The 17,713-nt window shown below is 71.9% G+C and carries 12 protein-coding genes and 2 pseudogenes; 3 read left to right on the top strand and 11 right to left on the bottom strand.

All coding sequences use genetic code 11. From position 1 onward, the window contains the following. Window positions 1–2 precede the first annotated feature (2 nt). The 5 genes from D6270_RS03150 to D6270_RS03130 form a co-directional block, all read right to left on the bottom strand. Window positions 3–1,784 (bottom strand): ABC transporter ATP-binding protein, encoded by a 1,782-nt coding sequence (locus D6270_RS03150; protein WP_109166855.1) that lies wholly within the window; start codon window positions 1,782–1,784, stop codon window positions 3–5. After that, entirely contained in the window at window positions 1,781–3,604 is a 1,824-nt protein-coding gene (locus D6270_RS03145; protein ID WP_151414651.1) for an ABC transporter transmembrane domain-containing protein, read from the bottom strand. Before D6270_RS03145 ends, D6270_RS03150 begins: the two co-directional genes overlap by 4 nt. 167 nt (window positions 3,605–3,771) lie before the next feature. After that, entirely contained in the window at window positions 3,772–5,244 is a 1,473-nt protein-coding gene (locus tag D6270_RS03140; protein ID WP_109166858.1) for a Gfo/Idh/MocA family protein, read from the bottom strand. A 243-nt stretch (window positions 5,245–5,487) separates the two neighbouring features. Then, entirely contained in the window at window positions 5,488–8,457 is a 2,970-nt protein-coding gene (locus D6270_RS03135; protein ID WP_109166859.1) for an FAD-binding and (Fe-S)-binding domain-containing protein, read from the bottom strand. A gap of 52 nt (window positions 8,458–8,509) precedes the next feature. Then, on the bottom strand, window positions 8,510–9,025 hold the full coding sequence (locus tag D6270_RS03130; protein ID WP_204117164.1) for a MarR family winged helix-turn-helix transcriptional regulator: 516 nt from the start codon (window positions 9,023–9,025) through the stop codon (window positions 8,510–8,512). A gap of 106 nt (window positions 9,026–9,131) precedes the next feature. Here D6270_RS03130 and D6270_RS03125 point away from each other — a divergent pair, with 106 nt between their 5' ends. Together D6270_RS03125 and mltG are read left to right on the top strand one after the other, a co-directional pair. Then, window positions 9,132–10,946: an ABC transporter ATP-binding protein gene (locus tag D6270_RS03125; RefSeq protein WP_109166861.1), complete on the top strand. Its 1,815-nt coding sequence runs from the start codon at window positions 9,132–9,134 to the stop codon at window positions 10,944–10,946. A gap of 442 nt (window positions 10,947–11,388) precedes the next feature. Next, complete coding sequence (gene mltG, locus D6270_RS03120) at window positions 11,389–12,243, top strand: endolytic transglycosylase MltG (protein ID WP_109166864.1); 855 nt, start codon at window positions 11,389–11,391, stop codon at window positions 12,241–12,243. A 12-nt stretch (window positions 12,244–12,255) separates the two neighbouring features. On the opposite strand, the gene D6270_RS03115 is transcribed toward mltG, so the two are convergent. The 6 genes and pseudogenes from D6270_RS03115 to D6270_RS33900 form a co-directional block, all read right to left on the bottom strand. Then, the gene (locus D6270_RS03115) at window positions 12,256–13,353 is read right to left on the bottom strand and encodes an NAD(P)-binding domain-containing protein (protein WP_225976763.1); all 1,098 of its coding nucleotides are present in this window, start codon (window positions 13,351–13,353) and stop codon (window positions 12,256–12,258) included. Window positions 13,354–13,462: 109 nt separating this feature from the next. Continuing rightward, window positions 13,463–14,629: an LLM class flavin-dependent oxidoreductase gene (locus D6270_RS03110; RefSeq protein WP_109166866.1), complete on the bottom strand. Its 1,167-nt coding sequence runs from the start codon at window positions 14,627–14,629 to the stop codon at window positions 13,463–13,465. Beyond that, window positions 14,626–14,955 (bottom strand): annotated as a pseudogene (locus D6270_RS03105) (ABC transporter substrate-binding protein); the annotation flags it as partial. The pseudogene D6270_RS03105 and the gene D6270_RS03110, both read right to left, overlap by 4 nt. Before the next feature lie 44 nt (window positions 14,956–14,999). Continuing rightward, window positions 15,000–15,824, bottom strand: coding sequence for an ABC transporter ATP-binding protein (locus D6270_RS03100; RefSeq protein ID WP_109166868.1), 825 nt, complete (start codon window positions 15,822–15,824; stop codon window positions 15,000–15,002). Further along, window positions 15,797–16,680: pseudogene (locus D6270_RS03095) on the bottom strand (ABC transporter permease). Before D6270_RS03095 ends, D6270_RS03100 begins: the two are co-directional and overlap by 28 nt. A 378-nt stretch (window positions 16,681–17,058) precedes the next feature. Continuing rightward, window positions 17,059–17,142: a putative leader peptide gene (locus D6270_RS33900; protein ID WP_350692898.1), complete on the bottom strand. Its 84-nt coding sequence runs from the start codon at window positions 17,140–17,142 to the stop codon at window positions 17,059–17,061. A gap of 92 nt (window positions 17,143–17,234) precedes the next feature. On the opposite strand from D6270_RS33900, the gene D6270_RS03090 reads away from it, so the two are divergent. After that, a complete protein-coding gene (locus tag D6270_RS03090) occupies window positions 17,235–17,657 on the top strand; it encodes a YjbQ family protein (RefSeq protein ID WP_109166870.1) in 423 nt (140 codons plus the stop codon). Window positions 17,658–17,713 lie beyond the last annotated feature (56 nt).

Genomic DNA, 17,713 nt, shown 5'->3' with positions numbered 1-17,713 from the left:
TCCTATCCGTGCCAGGACCGCCACAGCGCCGCGTAAGCGCCGTCCGCCGCCACCAGCTCGTCATGGCTGCCCAGCTCGCTGATCCGGCCGTCCTCCACGACCGCGATCACATCCGCGTCGTGCGCGGTGTGCAGCCGGTGCGCGATCGCCACAACCGTACGGCCCTCCAGCACCCGGGCCAGCGACCGCTCCAGATGACGGGCCGCCCGCGGGTCCAGCAGCGAGGTCGCCTCGTCCAGCACCAGCGTGTGCGGGTCGGCCAGCACCAGCCGGGCCAGCGCGATCTGCTGCGCCTGCGCCGGGGTCAGCGCGAAGCCGCCCGAACCGACCTCCGTCTCCAGCCCGTTCTCCAACCCCTTCGCCCAGCCGTCCGCGTCCACCGCGGCCAGCGAGGCCCATAGCTCGGCGTCCCGCGCACCGTCCCTGGCCAGCAGCAGGTTGTCCCGCAGCGAGCCGACGAAGACATGGTGCTCCTGGTTGACCAGGGCCACATGCTCCCGGACCCGCTCCGCCGTCATCCGCGACAGCTCGGCCCCGCCCAGGGTCACCTCGCCGGTGCGCGGGGCGTAGATCCCGGCCAGCAGCCGGCCCAGCGTCGACTTGCCCGCACCCGAGGGCCCGACCAGGGCGAGCCGGGTGCCCGGAGCCACGTCGAGGGACACCTGGTGCAGGACGTCGACGCCCTCCCGGTACCCGAACCGCACCTCGTCCGCCCGCACGTCCCGGCCGTCCGGCCCTACCTCGGCGTCACCGGCGTCCGGCTCGATCTCCCGCACGCCGACCAGTCGCGCCAACGACACCTGGGCCACCTGGAGTTCGTCGTACCAGCGCAGGATGAGGCCGATCGGGTCGACCATCATCTGCGCCAGCAGCGCGCCCGTGGTCAGCTGCCCGACCGTCAGCCACCCCTCCAGGACGAACCAGCCGCCGAGGAGCAGCACCGCGCCGAGGATGGTCACGTACGTCGCGTTGATGACCGGGAAGAGCACCGAGCGCAGGAAGAGCGTGTACCGCTCCCACGCCGTCCACTCCGTGATCCGCCGGTCCGACAGCGCCACCCGGCGCGCGCCGAGGCGGTGCGCCTCCACGGTCCGCCCGGCGTCCACGGTCTCGGCGAGCATCGCGGCGACGGCCGCGTAACCGGCGGCCTCCGAGCGGTACGCCGAGGGCGCGCGCCGGAAGTACCAGCGGCAGCCGGTGATCAGCACCGGCAGCGCGATGAGCACGGCCAGCGCCAGCGGGGGAGCGGTCACGGTCAGCGCGCCGAGCAGCAGCCCGGCCCAGACGACCCCGATGGCCAGCTGCGGCACGGCCTCGCGCATCGCGTTGGCCAGCCGGTCGATGTCCGTGGTGATCCGGGAGAGCAGATCGCCGGTCCCGGCCCGCTCCAGCACGCCGGGCGGCAGCCCCACCGACCGTACGAGGAAGTCCTCGCGCAGATCGGCGAGCATCTCCTCGCCCAGCATCGCCCCGCGCAGCCGCATGGACCGGGTGAACACCGTCTGGACCACCAGCGCGAGCGCGAAGATCGCGGCCGTGCGCTCCAGATGGAGGTCGGTGACCCCGTTCGAGAGGTCCTCGACCAGCCCGCCGAGCAGATACGGTCCGGCGATCGACGCGATGACCGCCACGGTGTTGGCGCCGATCAGGAGGGCGAAGGCCTTGCGGTGGCGCCGCAGCAGCTGCCGTACGTAACTCCGTACGGTCGTGGGGGTGCCCACGGGCAGGGTGGTGGCCGACTCCGGGGCGGCCGGGTCGTACGCCGGTGGTGCGACGCCGATCATGCCCTCTCCTCGATTTCCTGGGTCCTGGTGTTCATGGCGGGGACCGTGACGCTGCCCGCCGCCGCTTCCTCGTCGGTCTCGCGGGTGACGACGGCCCGGTAGCGCGGTTCGGTGCGCAGCAGGTCGCGGTGGGTGCCCACGGCGACCACGCTCCCCTCGTGGACGAGGACGACCCGGTCGGCGACGTCCAGCAGCAGCGGGGACGAGGCGAAGGCGACCGTCGTACGGCCCCGGCGCAGCCCCGCGACCCCGGCGGCGACGCGCGCCTCGGTGTGCGAGTCGACGGCGGAGGTCGGCTCGTCCAGGACCAGCGCCTCCGGGTCGGTGATCAGCGACCTGGCCAGTGCGAGGCGCTGGCGCTGGCCGCCCGAGAGCGACCTGCCCCGTTCGGTGATGCGGGTCCGCATCGGGTCCCCGTCGTTGTCCGGGGAGGCCTGGGCCAGGGCGGCGAGCACATCGCCGCACTGGGCGGCCTCCAGCGCCTGTCCGGCGGTGACCAGGCCCGAGGACGGCACGTCCAGCAGCTCCTGGAGCGTGCCGGAGAGCAGCACCGGGTCCTTGTCCTGGACCAGGACGGCGGTACGGGCGGTGTCCAGCGGGAGTTCGTCCAGCGCGACGGCGCCGAGCAGCACGGACGGCGCCTTCTCCTCCACGGCGCTCCCGTCGCCGGTCTGGGCATGGCCGCCGAGGCGCTCGGCCAGCCGTCCCGCCTCGTCCGGGTCGCCGCAGACGACGGCGGTGAACTGCCCCTGGGGAGCCATCAGCCCAGTGGCGGGGTCGTACAGGTCGCCCGACGGGACGCCCGCCTCCGTGGCCGTCCGGTCGGTGCGGCGCAGCGACAGCACCCGTACGGCGCGCTGCGCGGACGGCCGGGAGAAGGAGTAGGCCATCGCGATCTCCTCGAAGTGACGGAGGGGGAACAGCAGCAGCGTGGCCGCGCTGTAGACCGTGACCAGCTGACCCACGTCGATGCGGCCCTCGCGGGCCAGCGTCGCCCCGTACCAGACCAGGGAGATCAGCAGGATCCCCGGCAGCAGCACCTGCACCGCGGAGATCAGCGCCCACATCCTGGCGGAGCGCACGGCGGCCTTGCGGACCTCCTGGGAGGCGCGGCGGTAGCGGCCGAGGAACAGCTCCTCACCGCCGATGCCGCGCAGCACCCGCAGCCCGGCCACGGTGTCCGAGGCCAGCTCGATCGCCTTGCCCGCCTTCTCACGCTGCTCGTCGGCGCGCCGGGTGGCACGGGGGAGCAGCGGCAGCACGGCGAGGGCCAGCACCGGCATGGCGAGGGCCACGAGGACGCCGAGGGCCGGGAGGTAGATGACCAGCCCCACGCAGACCACGACGAGCGCGATGGCGGCGGCCAGGAAGCGGGAGAGCGCCTCGACGAACCAGCCGATCTTCTCCACGTCACCGGTGGAGACGGCGACGACCTCACCGGCGGCGACCCGCCGGGTCAGGGCGGCGCCCAGCTCGGCGGTCCTGCGCGCCAGGAGCTGCTGCACCCGGGCGGCGGCCGTGATCCAGTTGGTGACGGCGGTCCGGTGGAGCATGGTGTCGCCCACCGCGATGAGGACGCCCAGGGCCACGATGAGGCCGCCGGCCAGGGCCAGGCGGGCGCCGGAGCGCTCGATGACGGCCTGGACGGCGACGCCGACGGTGAGCGGGAGCCCCGCGATGCTCAGCTGGTGGAGCAGTCCCCAGCCGAGCGACTTGAGCTGTCCGCCGAGCTGATTGCGCCCGAGCCAGTACAGGAAGCGGGGGCCCGACCGTACATCGGGGTCGCCGGGATCCGAATACGGAAGATCGCGAATCTGCATGACGTCCCAGGGCTCGGTATGCGCGAGGTCCGTGCGGACCTCGGAGTGACGGGGTGACCAAACGGTGCAAGGTTCGCTTCCCGTCCTCCTTCGGGGCAACCGGTTTTCCGCACCCCGGAGGCCGCCCCCCGGGGTCCCGTGCCGAGCCGCCCGGGACCCCGAGGCCCTTACGCGGCCGGCTTGTCCGAGTCCATCCCGGACCTGGCCTTCTTCCACGCGCCCCGGGTGAAGTCCGGTATGGGCAGCGGGGCGCCCTTGGCCTTGATGGAGAGGTGGCTGAGCGGCACGGGGGCCGTCCAGACGGCGGCGTCGTACACGTCGAAGTCCGGGACCAGTCCGAGCCGCATGCACTGCATCAGCCGGAACACCATGATGTAGTCCATCCCGCCATGGCCGCCCGGCGGATTGGCGTGTTCCTTCCACAGCCAGTGGTCCCACTCGGCGTACTTCGTGAAGTCGTCCCACTGGTGGTTCGTGTTCGTGGGCTCCAGGTAGATCCGCTCCGGGTAGTCCTCGAAGACGCCCCGGGTGCCGCCGAGGCTGTTGATACGGGAGTACGGGTGCGGCGTCGACACATCGTGCTCCAGCCGGATCACCCGGCCCTTGGCGGTCTGCACGAGGCTGATCGTCCGGTCGGCGCCGATGTACGACTCCTTCCAGCTCGGGTCGCCCGGCGGCATGTGCTCCTTGCGGTACGCGGCGAGGCCGAGGGCGGGGGTGCCGATGCTGGTGATGGAGACGGCCCGGTCGCCCCGGTTTACGTCCATGTAGTTGGCGACCGGCCCGAACCCGTGGTTGGGGTAGAGGTCGCCGCGCAGCCGGGTGTGCCAGAGCCGCCGCCACGGGCCCTCGTAGTAGTCCGGGTCGAACATCAGCTCGCGCAGATCATGGTTGTACGCCCCCGCCCCGTGCAGCAGGTCCCCGAAGAGACCCGCGTGCGCCATCCGGAGCACCCGCATCTCGTTCTTGCCGTAGCAGCAGTTCTCCAGCTGCATGCAGTGGCGCCGGGTGCGCTCGGAGAGGTCGACGAGCTGCCAGAGCTCCTCCAGCCGCATCGCGATCGGACACTCCACGCCGACGTGCTTGCCGTTCAGCATCGCCGCCTTGGCCATCGGGAAGTGCAGCTCCCAGGGCGTGGCCACATAGACGAAGTCGATGTCCCCGCGCCGGCAGAGGTCGACGTAGTCGTTCTCCCCCTTGGCGTAGACGGCGGGGGCGGGCTGCCCGGCGGCCGTCACCCTGGCGGCGGCCTTCTCCGCCTTCTCCCGGACCGGGTCACAGACCGCCACGACCCGGACGCCGGGGACCGCGAGGAAGAGGCCGATCATGCTGTCTCCCCGGTTGCCGAGGCCCACGATGCCGACCCGTACGGTCGACCGCCGCTCGAAGGGGACGTCGGTCATCGTGCGTCCCTGGCGGACGGGGGCGGCTGTCGCGGCCTCCACGGCTTCCGGTGTCACGGGTCCGGCGGCCGACGCGCTGCCTCCCGTGAGGGAGCTCAGACCGAGTCCGGCGCCCGCCACGCCCGCCGTGGTCCACAGCACCGAACGGCGGCTGGGGTCCTGCCGGTCGGTGTCATCGCCGGTGTGCTGCGGGGGGAGGTCCTGCGGTGTCCGTCCGGGCCGGGCGTCGTCGTTCATCGAGCCTCCAGGTGGGGTGTGGGGGTTCTGGACGTGCGCGAGCGGGGCCCGCGTCCCGTACGGGTGTGAGCGACCCCGGGACCGGGCCTCGGTAAGGACCCTGGAGGGTGAGGATGATGGTGCGCAAGGGAGCCAATTGGACTCTCGTACTCAAACCATGGACTTTTCTTCCGGGCACGCGAACGCCCCGACTGGTTCAACCAGTCGGGGCGTCTGACCTGCGCTGTCGGTCCCTTCGGACGTTCAGTGGCCGGCCGGGCGGGTGGCGCGTTCCAGCGCGATCAGGGCCGAGTGGTACGGATGCCCGGTGGACCGCTCCATGCCGATCTCGCACATGCGGTTGGCCGACAGATAGGTGTCGTACGTACGGGAGTTGACCTCGGCCGCCTCCTTCGCCGTGGCCGCGTCGGTCAGCTCCTTGTGCAGCATGCCCCGGTCGCCCGCGAACGCGCAGCACCCCGCTCCGTCCGGGACGGTCACCTCCTCGGCGCACGCCTCGGCCAGCACCCGCAACTGCTCGGTGTCGCCCAGGTGTTCCATGGAGCAGGTCGGATGGACGACGGCCGATCCGGTCCTCTCGGACACCGTCAGCTCCGGCAGGAGTTCACCGGCCGCCCAGACGAGCGAGTCCACCACGGTCAGCTCCCGGTGCAGGGCCCGGTTGTCCTCGGTGAGGTAGGGCACGACCTCCTCGGCGATACCGAGCGTGCAGGAGGACGCGTCCACGACCAGTGGCAGGGCCCCGCCGGCCGTCCAGCCCCAGGCAGCCTCGACGATGCGGTTCGCCATGACCCTGTTGCCCGCGTCGTACCCCTTGGAGTGCCAGATGGTCGCGCAGCACGTGCCCGCGACGTCCTCGGGGATCCACACCGGCTTTCCGGCCCGCTGGGACACGGCGACCACGGCCTCGGGGAGGGAGGGGGTGCGAATGCCGTCGGGCCCGGCCTCCGGCCCCTTCTCCGGTCCGGCGAAGATGCGGTTCACACAGGCCGGGTAGTAGACGGCACTCGCCCCCACCCGTGCGGTGCGCGGCAGATGCCGGGCGGCGGAGCCGGGCAGTTGGGGCAGCCACTCCGGTACGAGGTCGGGGCGGACGGCCTTGCGGGCGAGCCGCGTCACGGACTCCAGGAGCCGGTCGCCGCCGCGCTCCCCGATGGCCTTCCCCGCCGCCACCGCGAGCCGGGCCGAGGCCTCCACAACGCGGAAGTTCTTCGCGGTGAGCGCGGCGATCCGCTCCTCGCGCGGGGAGTGCCTGAGGTGGCGGAACCCCTTCATCATCGCCCCGGTGTCGATGCCGACCGGGCAGGCGAGCTTGCAGGTGGAGTCCCCGGCGCAGGTGTCCACCGCGTCGTACCCGTAGGCGTCGAGGAGTCCGGCCTCCACCGGGGAGCCGTCCGCCTGGCGCATCATCTCGCGGCGCAGCACGATGCGCTGGCGCGGAGTGGTCGTCAGCTCCTCGCTGGGGCAGGTGGGTTCGCAGAAGCCGCACTCGATGCACGGGTCGGCGACCGCCTCCACCTTCGGAATGGTCTTCAGCCCCCGCAGATGGGCGCGCGGGTCGCGGTCGAGGACGATCCGCGGGGCGAGCACCCCCTCGGGGTCGATGATCTGCTTCGTCCGCCACATCAGCTCCGTCGCCCGCGCGCCCCACTCCCGCTCCAGGAACGGCGCGATGTTGCGGCCGGTGGCGTGCTCCGCCTTGAGCGACCCGTCGAAGCGGTCCACGACGAGCGCGCAGAACTCCTGCATGAACGCGTCGTACCTCTCGACGTCGTCGGGGCGCGCCGCGTCGAAGGCGAGCAGGAAGTGCAGATTGCCGTGGGCCGCGTGACCGGCGACCGCGGCGTCGAAGCCGTGGCGCGACTGGAGCTCCAGCAGCGCCGCGCAGGCGTCGGCCAGCCGGTCCGGCGGGACCGCGAAGTCCTCGGTGATCAGCGTCGTACCCGAGGGGCGGGAGCCTCCGACCGCCGTCACGAACGCCTTGCGCGCCTTCCAGTACCCGGCGATCGTCCCCGCGTCCCGGGTGAACGCGTTGGTGACGGAGACGGCCGGAACGACCAGGTCCAGCCCCCGCATCACCCCGGCCGCCGCCTCCTCGTACGCCTCCTGGCCCGCCGCGTCCGGGGCGCGGAACTCGACCAGCAGAGCGGCCGTCTCCCGGGGCAGCGCCGCCCAGTCCGCCGGGACGCCCTTCACGCTCACCGAGGCGCGCAGGGTGTTGCCGTCCATCAGCTCCACCGCGATGGCCCCGGCCTCGTTGAACCGGGGGACGGCGGCCGCGGCGGCGGTGAGGGAGGGGAAGAAGAGCAGGGCGCTGGTGACCCGCCTGTCCAGCGGCAGGGTGTCGAAGACGGTCTCGGAGATGAAGCCGAACGTGCCCTCGGAGCCGACCATGAGCCCGCGCAGGATCTGTACGGGCGTCTCCCCGTCGAGAAACGCGTCCAGCCGGTAACCGTTGGTGTTCTTGATCGCGTACTTGGTACGGATCCGGGCCGTCAGCTCCTCGTCCGCCTCGATCTCCGCCTTGAGCTCCAGCAGTCCGGCGCACAGCCTCGGCTCCGCCCGCGCCAGCTCCTCGTCGGCGGCGGGGCCGGCGGTGTCGACGACGGTGCCGCTCGGCAGGACGAAGGTGAGCGAGGCGAGCGTGCGGTAGGAGTTGCGGGTGGTGCCGGCCGTCATGCCCGAGGCGTTGTTGGCGACGACCCCGCCGACCGTGCAGGCGATGGCGCTCGCCGGATCGGGGCCGAGCAGCCTGCCGTACCGGGCGAGGGTGGTGTTGGCCCGCAGGACGGTGGTGCCGGGCCGGATGCGGGCCCGCGCCCCGTCGTCCAGCACCTCGACGCCGGTCCAGTGGCGGCGTACGTCGACGAGGATGTCCTCGCCCTGCGCCTGGCCGTTGAGGCTGGTCCCGGCGGCCCGGAAGACGACCTCGCGGCCCTTGCCGTGGGCGTACGACAGGATCGCGGAGACGTCGTCGATGGACTCGGGGACCAGCACGACCCGGGGGAGGAAGCGGTAGGGGCTGGCGTCGGAGGCGTACCGCACGAGGTCGGAGACCTTCCAGAGCACCTTGTCCGCGCCGAGCAGGGCGGTCAGCTCGGAGCGCAGGGGCTCGGGGGTGCCGGACGCGCTCCGGTCGGTGACCCGGTCGATGGCGGGTGCGCGTTCCGTACGGGGACGGAGGGCATCCGGGTCGGGCTCGAGCAGCGGCATGTCGGCGTCCCCTTCGACGTCCGGTACGGTCCTGGTGGCTCGTACCCCGGTCTCAGCAGTGGCGCTCCGGCATTCCGTCGACCAGAGCGGAGAGCAGCCCGCCGAGCACCTCGCGCTGCCCGGCGGTCAGTGGAGCCAGGATCTCCTCCGCGGCGGCCCGGCGCGCGTTGCGCAGGGAACGCAGCGTGGCGCGCCCCTCGTCGGTGATCTCGATGCGGACCACCCGGCGGCTGTCCGGATCCGGGGCGCGGCGGACCCGCCCGCTCGCCTCCAGGGCGTCGACCAGCGTCGTCACGGCGCGGGGGACGACATCCAGGCGCTGGGCGAGATCGGCCATCCGGGGTGCCGCGTCATAGCTCGCGACGGTCCGCAGCAGCCGGAACTGGGCCGGGGTGATGCCGATCGGCTCCAGCTGGCGGCTCTGGATGCGGTGGAGCCGCCGCGTCAGCCGCAGCAGCTGCTCGGCGAGCATGCCGTCGGGGTCACGGTCCCGGTCAGGGTGGTGGGACCGCTCGGCGGCGGCCGGCGCATCCGTGGCACCGACGTCGGGGGAATCTGAGGCGTCCATACGGGAACAATATCAGGACCCCGTTCATTGTGAGTATAGGTAACAATGAGCTAAGCTCTGGACGCCGGATGGGTCCGGCCGTTCCTCACGCCCCACGAAGGAGCCCATGAAGCCCGACGAACTCACGTGGACGCCCCCACCCGATGCCCGCACCTCCGACCGGACGCCCGGCGAGGTGCGCCGCATCCTCCGCCTCTTCCATCCCTACCGGGGCCGGCTCGCCGTGGTCGGCCTGCTGGTCGGCGCCTCCTCCCTGGTGTCGGTCGCCTCGCCGTTCCTGCTGCGCGAGATCCTGGACACCGCGATCCCGCAAGGGCGCACGGGGCTGCTGACGCTGCTGGCGCTCGGCATGATCGCCACCGCCGTGATGAACAGCGTCTTCGGCGTCCTCCAGACCCTCATCTCGACGACGGTCGGCCAGCGCGTCATGCACGACCTGCGCACCGCTGTGTACACCCAGCTCCAGCGGATGCCCCTCGCCTTCTTCACCCGGACACGCACGGGCGAGGTCCAGTCCCGCATCGCCAACGACATCGGCGGCATGCAGGCGACGGTCACCTCGACCGCGACCTCGCTCGTCTCCAACCTCACCGCCGTGATCGCCACGGTCGTCGCGATGCTCGCCCTCGACTGGCGCCTCACCGTCGTCTCGCTGCTCCTGCTGCCCGTCTTCGTCGCGATCAGCCGCCGCGTCGGCCGGGAGCGCAAGAGGATCACCACCCAGCGCCAGAAGCAGATGGCCGCCATGGCCGCCACGGTGACCGAGTCCCTGTCGGTCAGCGGCATCCTGCTCGGCCGCACGATGGGCCGCTCCGACTCCCTCACCAAGGGGTTCACCGAGGAGTCCGAGCGCCTGGTCGACCTGGAGGTGCGCTCCAACATGGCCGGCCGCTGGCGGATGTCCACCATCGGCATCGTGATGGCCGCCATGCCCGCCGTCATCTACTGGGTGGCCGGCCTGACCTTCCAGCCGGGCGGGACGCCCGTCTCCATCGGCACGCTGGTCGCCTTCGTCACGCTTCAGCAGGGGCTCTTCCGCCCGGCGGTGAGCCTGCTCTCCACCGGTGTGCAGATGCAGACCTCCCTCGCCCTCTTCCAGCGCATCTTCGAATACCTCGACCTCACGGTGGACATCACCGAGCCGGAGAGGCCCGTCCGGCTGGAGAAGATCCGCGGCGAGATCGCCTTCGAGGGCGTCGACTTCCACTACGACGAGAAGAGCGGCCCCACGCTCGGCGGTATCGACGTGACGGTCCCGGCCGGCAACAGCCTGGCGGTCGTGGGCCCCACCGGCTCCGGCAAGTCCACGCTCAGCTATCTCGTGCCCCGGCTCTACGACGTCACCGGCGGCCGGGTCACCCTCGACGGGGTCGACGTCCGCGATCTGGACTTCGACACCCTGGCCCGAGCGGTCGGCGTGGTCTCCCAGGAGACCTACCTCTTCCACGCCTCCGTCGCCGACAACCTGCGCTTCGCCAAGCCGGAGGCCACCGCCGAGGAGATCGAGGCCGCGGCCCGTGCCGCGCAGATCCACGACCACATCGTCTCCCTGCCCGACGGGTACGACACCCTCGTCGGCGAGCGCGGCTACCGCTTCTCCGGCGGCGAGAAGCAGCGCCTGGCCATCGCCCGCACCATCCTCCGCGACCCCCCGGTGCTGATCCTCGACGAGGCGACCAGCGCACTCGACACCCGCACGGAACACGCCGTGCAGGAAGCGATCGACGCCCTCTCCGAGGGCCGCACCACCCTCACCATCGCCCACCGCCTCTCCACCGTCCGCGACGCGGACCAGATCGTGGTCCTGGACGCCGGCCGCATAGCCGAACGCGGCACGCACGAGGAGCTGCTCGGCCGGGACGGGCGCTACGCCGCCCTGATCCGCCGCGACTCCCACCAGGCCCCGGTCCCGGCGTCCTGACCGTGCGCCGCGGGCGGCCGCACCCCGATGCAACCCGCGCACGGCCCGTCCGGCACCCCGGTTCCCCACACGCAGCGGCGCCGCCGCTCCCGTGGGACGGGGAGCGACGGCGCCGGGCGGAGCGATGGTCAGACGAGCCAACCCACGAAGTGGACGATGCCGGCCAGCAGGTTGGTCAGGAAGTTCATCTGGTGCTTCTCCTTGTGCGTGATGCATGTGTGGGACGTGCGCGGTCGCGGTCTGCAGCCCGTTGACTGCGCTCTGCAATCATCATGCCCGCCGGGGAAGATCAGCAACGAATCCCCATACGATCACGCGTTCCAGCGAACATCCGATCCCTTGTTCGTGTGTTCTGGTCGTGCGGTACGGCGTTCGTGTCGCCCGAGCCGACGCCGCAGCCGGGCTACCGGCCCGGGGGAGCGGACCGGGTTACCGTGCCCGCATGGTGAACGAGTCCCCGGACGTCCGTCCCCGTCGCAGACTCCGCCCGACCCGCCGCGGAAAGATCGTGCTGATCGTCGCCGCGCTGCTCGTCGTGTCGGCCGCCGTACTGATCCCGCTCTCCCTGCTCGGCTCGGACGAGAAGAAGAAGCAGGAGCGCCCGCAGTCCACGCTGGTGATCCCGGAGGGCTGGCGCGCTTCGCAGGTGTTCGAGGCCGTCGACCGGGCGCTCGGCCTGAAGTCCGGCTCCACGGAGAAGACCGCGGCGGCGGTGGATCTGGAGCTGCCCGAGCCGGCCGAGGGCAACCCTGAGGGGTATCTCTTCCCAGCCACGTATCCGATCGACTCCGCGACCGAGCCGGCGGGCCTGCTGCGCTACATGGCGGACACCGCCCGCAAACGGCTCGGCGCGGACCACATCACCGCCGGGGCGCAGCGCAACAACGTCACGGTCTACGAGACGGCCACGATCGCCAGCATCGTCCAGGCCGAGGCCGACACCGCCTCCGACATGGGCAAGGTCGCCCGGGTCGTCTACAACCGGCTGCTCAAGGACATGCCGTTGCAGATGGACTCCACCATCAACTACGCCCTCAAGCGCTCCACCCTGGACACCACGACCACCGACACCCAGCTGGACAGCCCGTACAACAGTTACGTACGCAAGGGGCTGCCGCCGACGCCCATCGGCAACCCGGGCGAAGAGGCGCTGCGTGCCGCGATCAGCCCCACGCCCGGCCCCTGGCTCTACTTCGTCACGGTCGCGCCCGGGGACACCCGGTTCACCGACAGCTACGACGAACAGCGGAAGAATGTCGAGGAGTTCAACCGCAACCGCCGCGCGGCCACGGGCTGACGCGAGTCCCTGTCACACGGCCGCCGCTCCGGCCTTCTGCGTACGGTCCACGTCACCGGTCCCCTCCAGCAGCCGGAGCACCGACCGCACGGCGGTGCGGCCCGCCCGGTTGGCTCCGATGGTGCTGGCGGACGGCCCGTACCCGACGAGATGGACGCGTCCGTCCCGTACAGCCTGGGTGTCGTCCACCCGGATGCCACCGCCCGGCTCGCGCAGCTTCAGCGGTGCCAGGTGGTCCACGGCGGGCCGGAAGCCGGTCGCCCAGAGGATCACGTCCGCCTCGACGCTCCGGCCGTCGTCCCAGGCCACCCCGGTCGGCGTGATCCGGTCGAACATCGGCAGCCGGTCCAGCACCCCCTGCTCACGGGCGCGCCGCACGGCGTCGGTGACCGCCAGCCCGGTCACCGACACCACGCTCTGCGGCGGCAGCCCCTTGCGGACGCGCTCCTCCACCATCGCCACGGCCGCCCGCCCCCACTCCTCGGTGAACGGCTCGTCGCGGAAGACCGGTTCACGCCGGGTCACCCAGAACGTCTCGGCGGCGTACTCGGCGATCTCCATCAGATGCTGCGTGCCGGAGGCGCCGCCGCCGACCACGACGACCCGCTGACCGGCGAACTCCTCGGGCCCGGGGTAGTCCGCCGTGTGCAGCTGGCGCCCCCGGAACGTCTCCTGCCCGGGGTAGCGCGGCCAGAACGGCCGGTCCCAGGTGCCGGTCGCGTTGATCAGCGCGCGCGGGGCGTACCTGCCCTCGGACGTCTCCACGAGCAGCCGCCCGCCGCTCCCCTCGCGTACGGCACTCACCTCGACGGGCCGGTGCACGCGCAGCTCGAAGCGCTCCTCGTACGCCGTGAAGTATCCGCCGATCACCTCGGACGAGGGCCGGTCGGGGTCGGCGCCGGTCAGCTCCATGCCGGGCAGCGCGTGCATCCCGTGGACCTTGCCGTACGTCAGTGAGGGCCAGCGGAACTGCCAGGCGCCGCCGGGCCGGGGCGCGTGGTCCAGCACCACGAAATCGCGGTCCGGCTCCAGACCGACACGGCGCAGATGGTGGGCGGCGGACAGCCCCGCCTGCCCGGCGCCGATCACGACCACGTCCAGCTCGCGCACCCCAGTAATGTTCACGTTTCTACTAACTCGTGGGGCGTCCGGGATCTTCCCGGGCGCCCCACACGGTTCAGCGCCCTCCGGCCGGCGGCAGCGGCGCCCCGCCGGGAGCCTAGACCGCCCGCGAATCGGCGCCAGGTGCCCCCAGGCGCGGGGACGCCGGAACGGTCGACAGCAGTCCGCGCCGCGCCAGCTCGGGCGTCACGCCCTCACCGAACCAGTACGCCTCCTCCAGGTGCGGATAGCCCGAGAGCACGAAGTGCTCCACGCCGAGCGCGTGGTACTCCTCGATCCGGTCGGCGACCTCCGCATGGCTGCCCACCAGCGCGGTCCCGGCCCCGCCCCGCACCAGGCCGACGCCCGCCCAGAGGTTCGGCGCGATCTCCAGCTTGTCCCGCGAACCGCCGTGCAGCGCCAGCATCCGCTGCTGCCCGACCGACTCGCTCTTCCCCAGCGCCTGCTGCGCCGCCGCGATCGTGTCCGCGTCCAGATCGTCCAGCAGCCGGCCGGCGGTGGCCCATGCCTCCCTCGACGAGTCGCGCGAGATGGTGTGCAGCCGGATGCCGAACCGGACCGTACGCCCCTGCTCCTCCGCGAGCGCGCGAATCCAGTCGATCTTCCTCTTCACCTGGGCCGGCGGCTCACCCCAGGTCAGATAGACATCGGCATGGGCGGCGGCCACCGGACCGGCGGCCGCCGAGGAGCCGCCGAAGAAGATCTCCGGCAGCGGGTCCGGCGGCAGTGCGGTCAGCCCGCCCTCCACCTGGTAGTGCTCGCCGTCGAAGTCGTACGGCTGCCCGCTCCAGGCACCCCGCACCACCGACAGGAACTCCGCCGTGCGCGCGTACCGCCGGTCGTGGTCCAAGTGGTCGCCGAACCGCCGCTGTTCGGTCGAATCGCCGCCGGTCACCACGTTGAGCAGCAGCCGTCCCCGGGTGATCCGCTGATAGGTGGCGGCCATCTGGGCGGCGAGCACCGGCGAGATGACCCCCGGCCGGAAGGCGACGAGGAACTTCAGCCGCTCGGTGTGCTGGGCGAGCGCCACCGTGGTCAGCCAGGCGTCCTCGCACCACGTACCGGTCGGCGTCAACACGGCTTCGAAGCCCAGCTGTTCGGCCGCCTTGGCGATCTGCGCCAGATACTCGATGTCCGGGGCGCGGACCCCGCTCGCCGGGGTGATCCGGTCGCGCCTGATCCCGCCGTCGGTGTACGCGTGCCGGTCCACGAGCGTCCGGCCGTCACCGCCGGTGGGCAGGAACCAGTGGAGATGGACGTTCATGAGGAGGCCTTTCCGTAGGAGCGGGGTGCGGTGGAGGACGGCGGGGGGTTCCGGTTGAAGCGGGTGTCGACGTAGTCCTTGAAGTCGAACCGCCTGGGGATCAGCTTGAGTTCGGCGAACGCGTCGGCGATCTGCTGCTCGGAGGCGATGACGGCGTCGTCGATCGCCACGGGGACGCGGGTGCCGTAGGTGAGCTTCACAGCGTCCAACGCCACCTCGTAGGGGAGCCCGGTCTCCCTGGCCCATGCCTTCGCCCACGCCTCCGGGTGTTCGAAGACCCAGTTCTGCGCCCGCTCCAGCCGGACGAGCAGATCACCGAGGGCCTTGCGGTTCTCCGTGATGCTCGGGCAAGAGAGGGGGATGAGGGGTGTCATACGTCCGGGTGCGCGACGGCGGCCGGTTCCTGCGGCTGGTCGGCCCCCGCCCCTGCGTCGGCCGCGCCGCCGTCCTCGACGCCGAGCTCGTTCAGCAGCCGTGAACGCAGGCCGGTGAAGCCGGCGGAGCCGACGCCGCGCGGGCGTTCCAGGCCGACATGCGTGTCGTACGCGATGCCGCCGTCCCGCATCACCAGCACCCGGTCGGCCAGCAGCAGCGCCTCATCCACGTCATGGGTGACCAGCAGGACCGCGCAGCCGCGCCGCTGCCAGAGCTCCGCGACGAGCTGCTGCGCCTTGATCCGGGTCAGGGCGTCCAGCGCGCCGAACGGCTCGTCGAGGAGGAGCAGATCGGGCTCCCGTACCAACGCACGTGCGAGAGAAACGCGTTGGGCCTCGCCGCCGGAGAGCGTCTTGGGCCAGGCGCCCGCCCGGTCGGTCAGCCCGACCTCCGCCAACGCCTCCTCCGCCAGGGCCCGTTCGGGCTTCCCGGGCAGCCCCAGCAGGACGTTGCGCCAGACCCGCTTCCAGGGCATCAGGCGCGGCGCCTGGAAGGCCACGGCGCGCCGCCGGGGCACCAGCACGGTCCCGGCTATCTCGCGGTCGAGTCCGGCGAGCACTCGCAGCAGGGTCGACTTCCCGCATCCGCTGCGTCCCAGCAGGGCAGTGAACTCCCCGGCTTCCAGGGTGAGATCGAGACGGTCGAGGACGGCACGCCCGTCGAAGGCCCGGGTGAGCCCTTCGACCCGTACGGCGGCTTCGGGTGCCCCGGCGGGGGAGGGGGCCGGGGCGGTCACCGGCCGGTGAAAGTCGGTCGCCATGGCAGCAGCAGCCTTTCGAGGGTCCGGACGATGACGTCGGCGGTGAGGCCGAGGGAGGCGTACACGACGAGGCAGGCGACGATCCCGTCCGTCCGGAAGAACTCCCGGGCCTGGTTCATCAGGAACCCGATCCCGGCATCGGCGTTGATGGACTCGCCGAAGACGAGCGCGAGCCAGGCGGTCGCGAGTGAGTACCGCAGCCCGGTCATGGCCCCGGGCAACGCCCCCGGCAGCACCACATGGCGTACGAGACCCCACCGGTTGAGACCCAACGACTCACCGGACTCGATGAGTTGGGCATCGACACCGCGAATACCGGCATACACGTTCAGATACAGGTGAAAGGCGACCCCGAGCGCGATGAGCGCGACCTTGGGCGCTTCGCCGATCCCGAGCCAGATGATGAACAACGGGATCAGCCCCCCCAGGGGACGGTGCGGAGCATCTGTACGGTCGCGTCGACGAGGTCCTCGCCGAGCCGCGAGAGCCCCGAGACCAGCGCGAGCGCAGTCCCGGCGACCCCGCCGAGCACCAGCCCCACGGCCACCCGCTGGAGCGAGACGCCCATGGCGGCCGGAAGGGTCCCGTCGGCGATCAGACCGCCCCTCGCACGGGCGATGATTCCGGGCGAGGCAAGCACATCGGGGTGCAGCACTCCCGCTGCGCTGAAGACCTGCCAGAGCGCGAGCAGCAGCAACGGCCCCACGGTGCGCCGCAGCCACCGGGGCGCGGACCGCGCCCGGCGCACGGACGCCGGGACGACCGGCTCCAGCTCGGGAGGCGTACGGCTGCTGCCGGGGGCTGGGGCCTTCTCCAGGCCGGCGGACGGATCGGGCGGTGCGTGGCTGATGGTCATGGGGGCTCCACGGAGGTCGTCTGGAGGCGGTGATCGGCGACGCTGGCCACGGTTCACCCCTCCGCCCGGCCCTCACGGCGACGGCTGTGCCCGGACCGAAGGACCCGAGCGGACCGGCGACGTCAGTGCCCGGACCGAAAGGCCCGAACGGACCGGCGATCTGGCCACGGGGACCCTGGGGTCCGGGCGCCCCGGGCACGTCAGGAGACCGTCGGACCCAGGGGACCGCTGGGCCAGAGGGCGTCGGGGCCCCGGTCTGCCGACAGACCGAAGCGGCCCGGACGGGTGCGTGACCGGAAGGGCGAAGGCGCGGCCGATGGGGCAGGAGCGGGCGAGGAAAGCCCGGTCAGAAGAGGCGCGAAGGGCGCTGAGGGAACGTCAGCAGCCGCGACGACACGCGGCGGATGCCACCCGCAGCAGGTCGATGTGACCGCGCGAGGTGAGCAGAGCTGATCGGAACATGGCGATGAACGTAGTCATCCCGTCAGGACACGGTCAATGGCGTCTCGGAGGGTGGACGTGTGATCTCGCTGTCCGGAAGGGAAGATGGACCCATGTCCGATTCCTTCACCACCACTGTCCTGCACATCACCACGGGTACGACCGAGCGCGTCCTGGACCTGACCCGGGAGTGCGAGGAGTTCCTCACCCGGGCGGCGTCCGGCCGGGACGGCCTCCTGAACATCTTCGTCCCCCACGCCACCGCGGGCATCGCCGTCCTGGAGACGGGCGCGGGCAGCGACGACGACCTCCTCGCCGCCCTCCACCACCTGCTCCCGGCGGACGACCGCTGGCAACACCGCCACGGCAGCCCGGGCCACGGCCGCGACCACGTACTCCCCGCCCTCGTCCCGCCCCACGCCACCCTGCCGGTGATCGGGGGAGTGCTGGAGCTGGGCACCTGGCAGTCGGTGTGCCTGGTCGACACGAACGTTTCTAAAGACAACCGTCAGGTGCGGCTGAGCTTCCTCAGCTGACCAAGATCGTTCAGCGGGGCGTGGCCGCCGATTCTCCGTACGATGCGCGCTCGAAC

Origin of the sequence: Streptomyces griseus subsp. griseus (genome assembly GCF_003610995.1) — a bacterium.
GTDB lineage: Bacteria > Actinomycetota > Actinomycetes > Streptomycetales > Streptomycetaceae > Streptomyces.
Note: the sequence above shows the minus strand (reverse complement) of the source record. Positions and strands in the feature narration are given on the sequence as shown.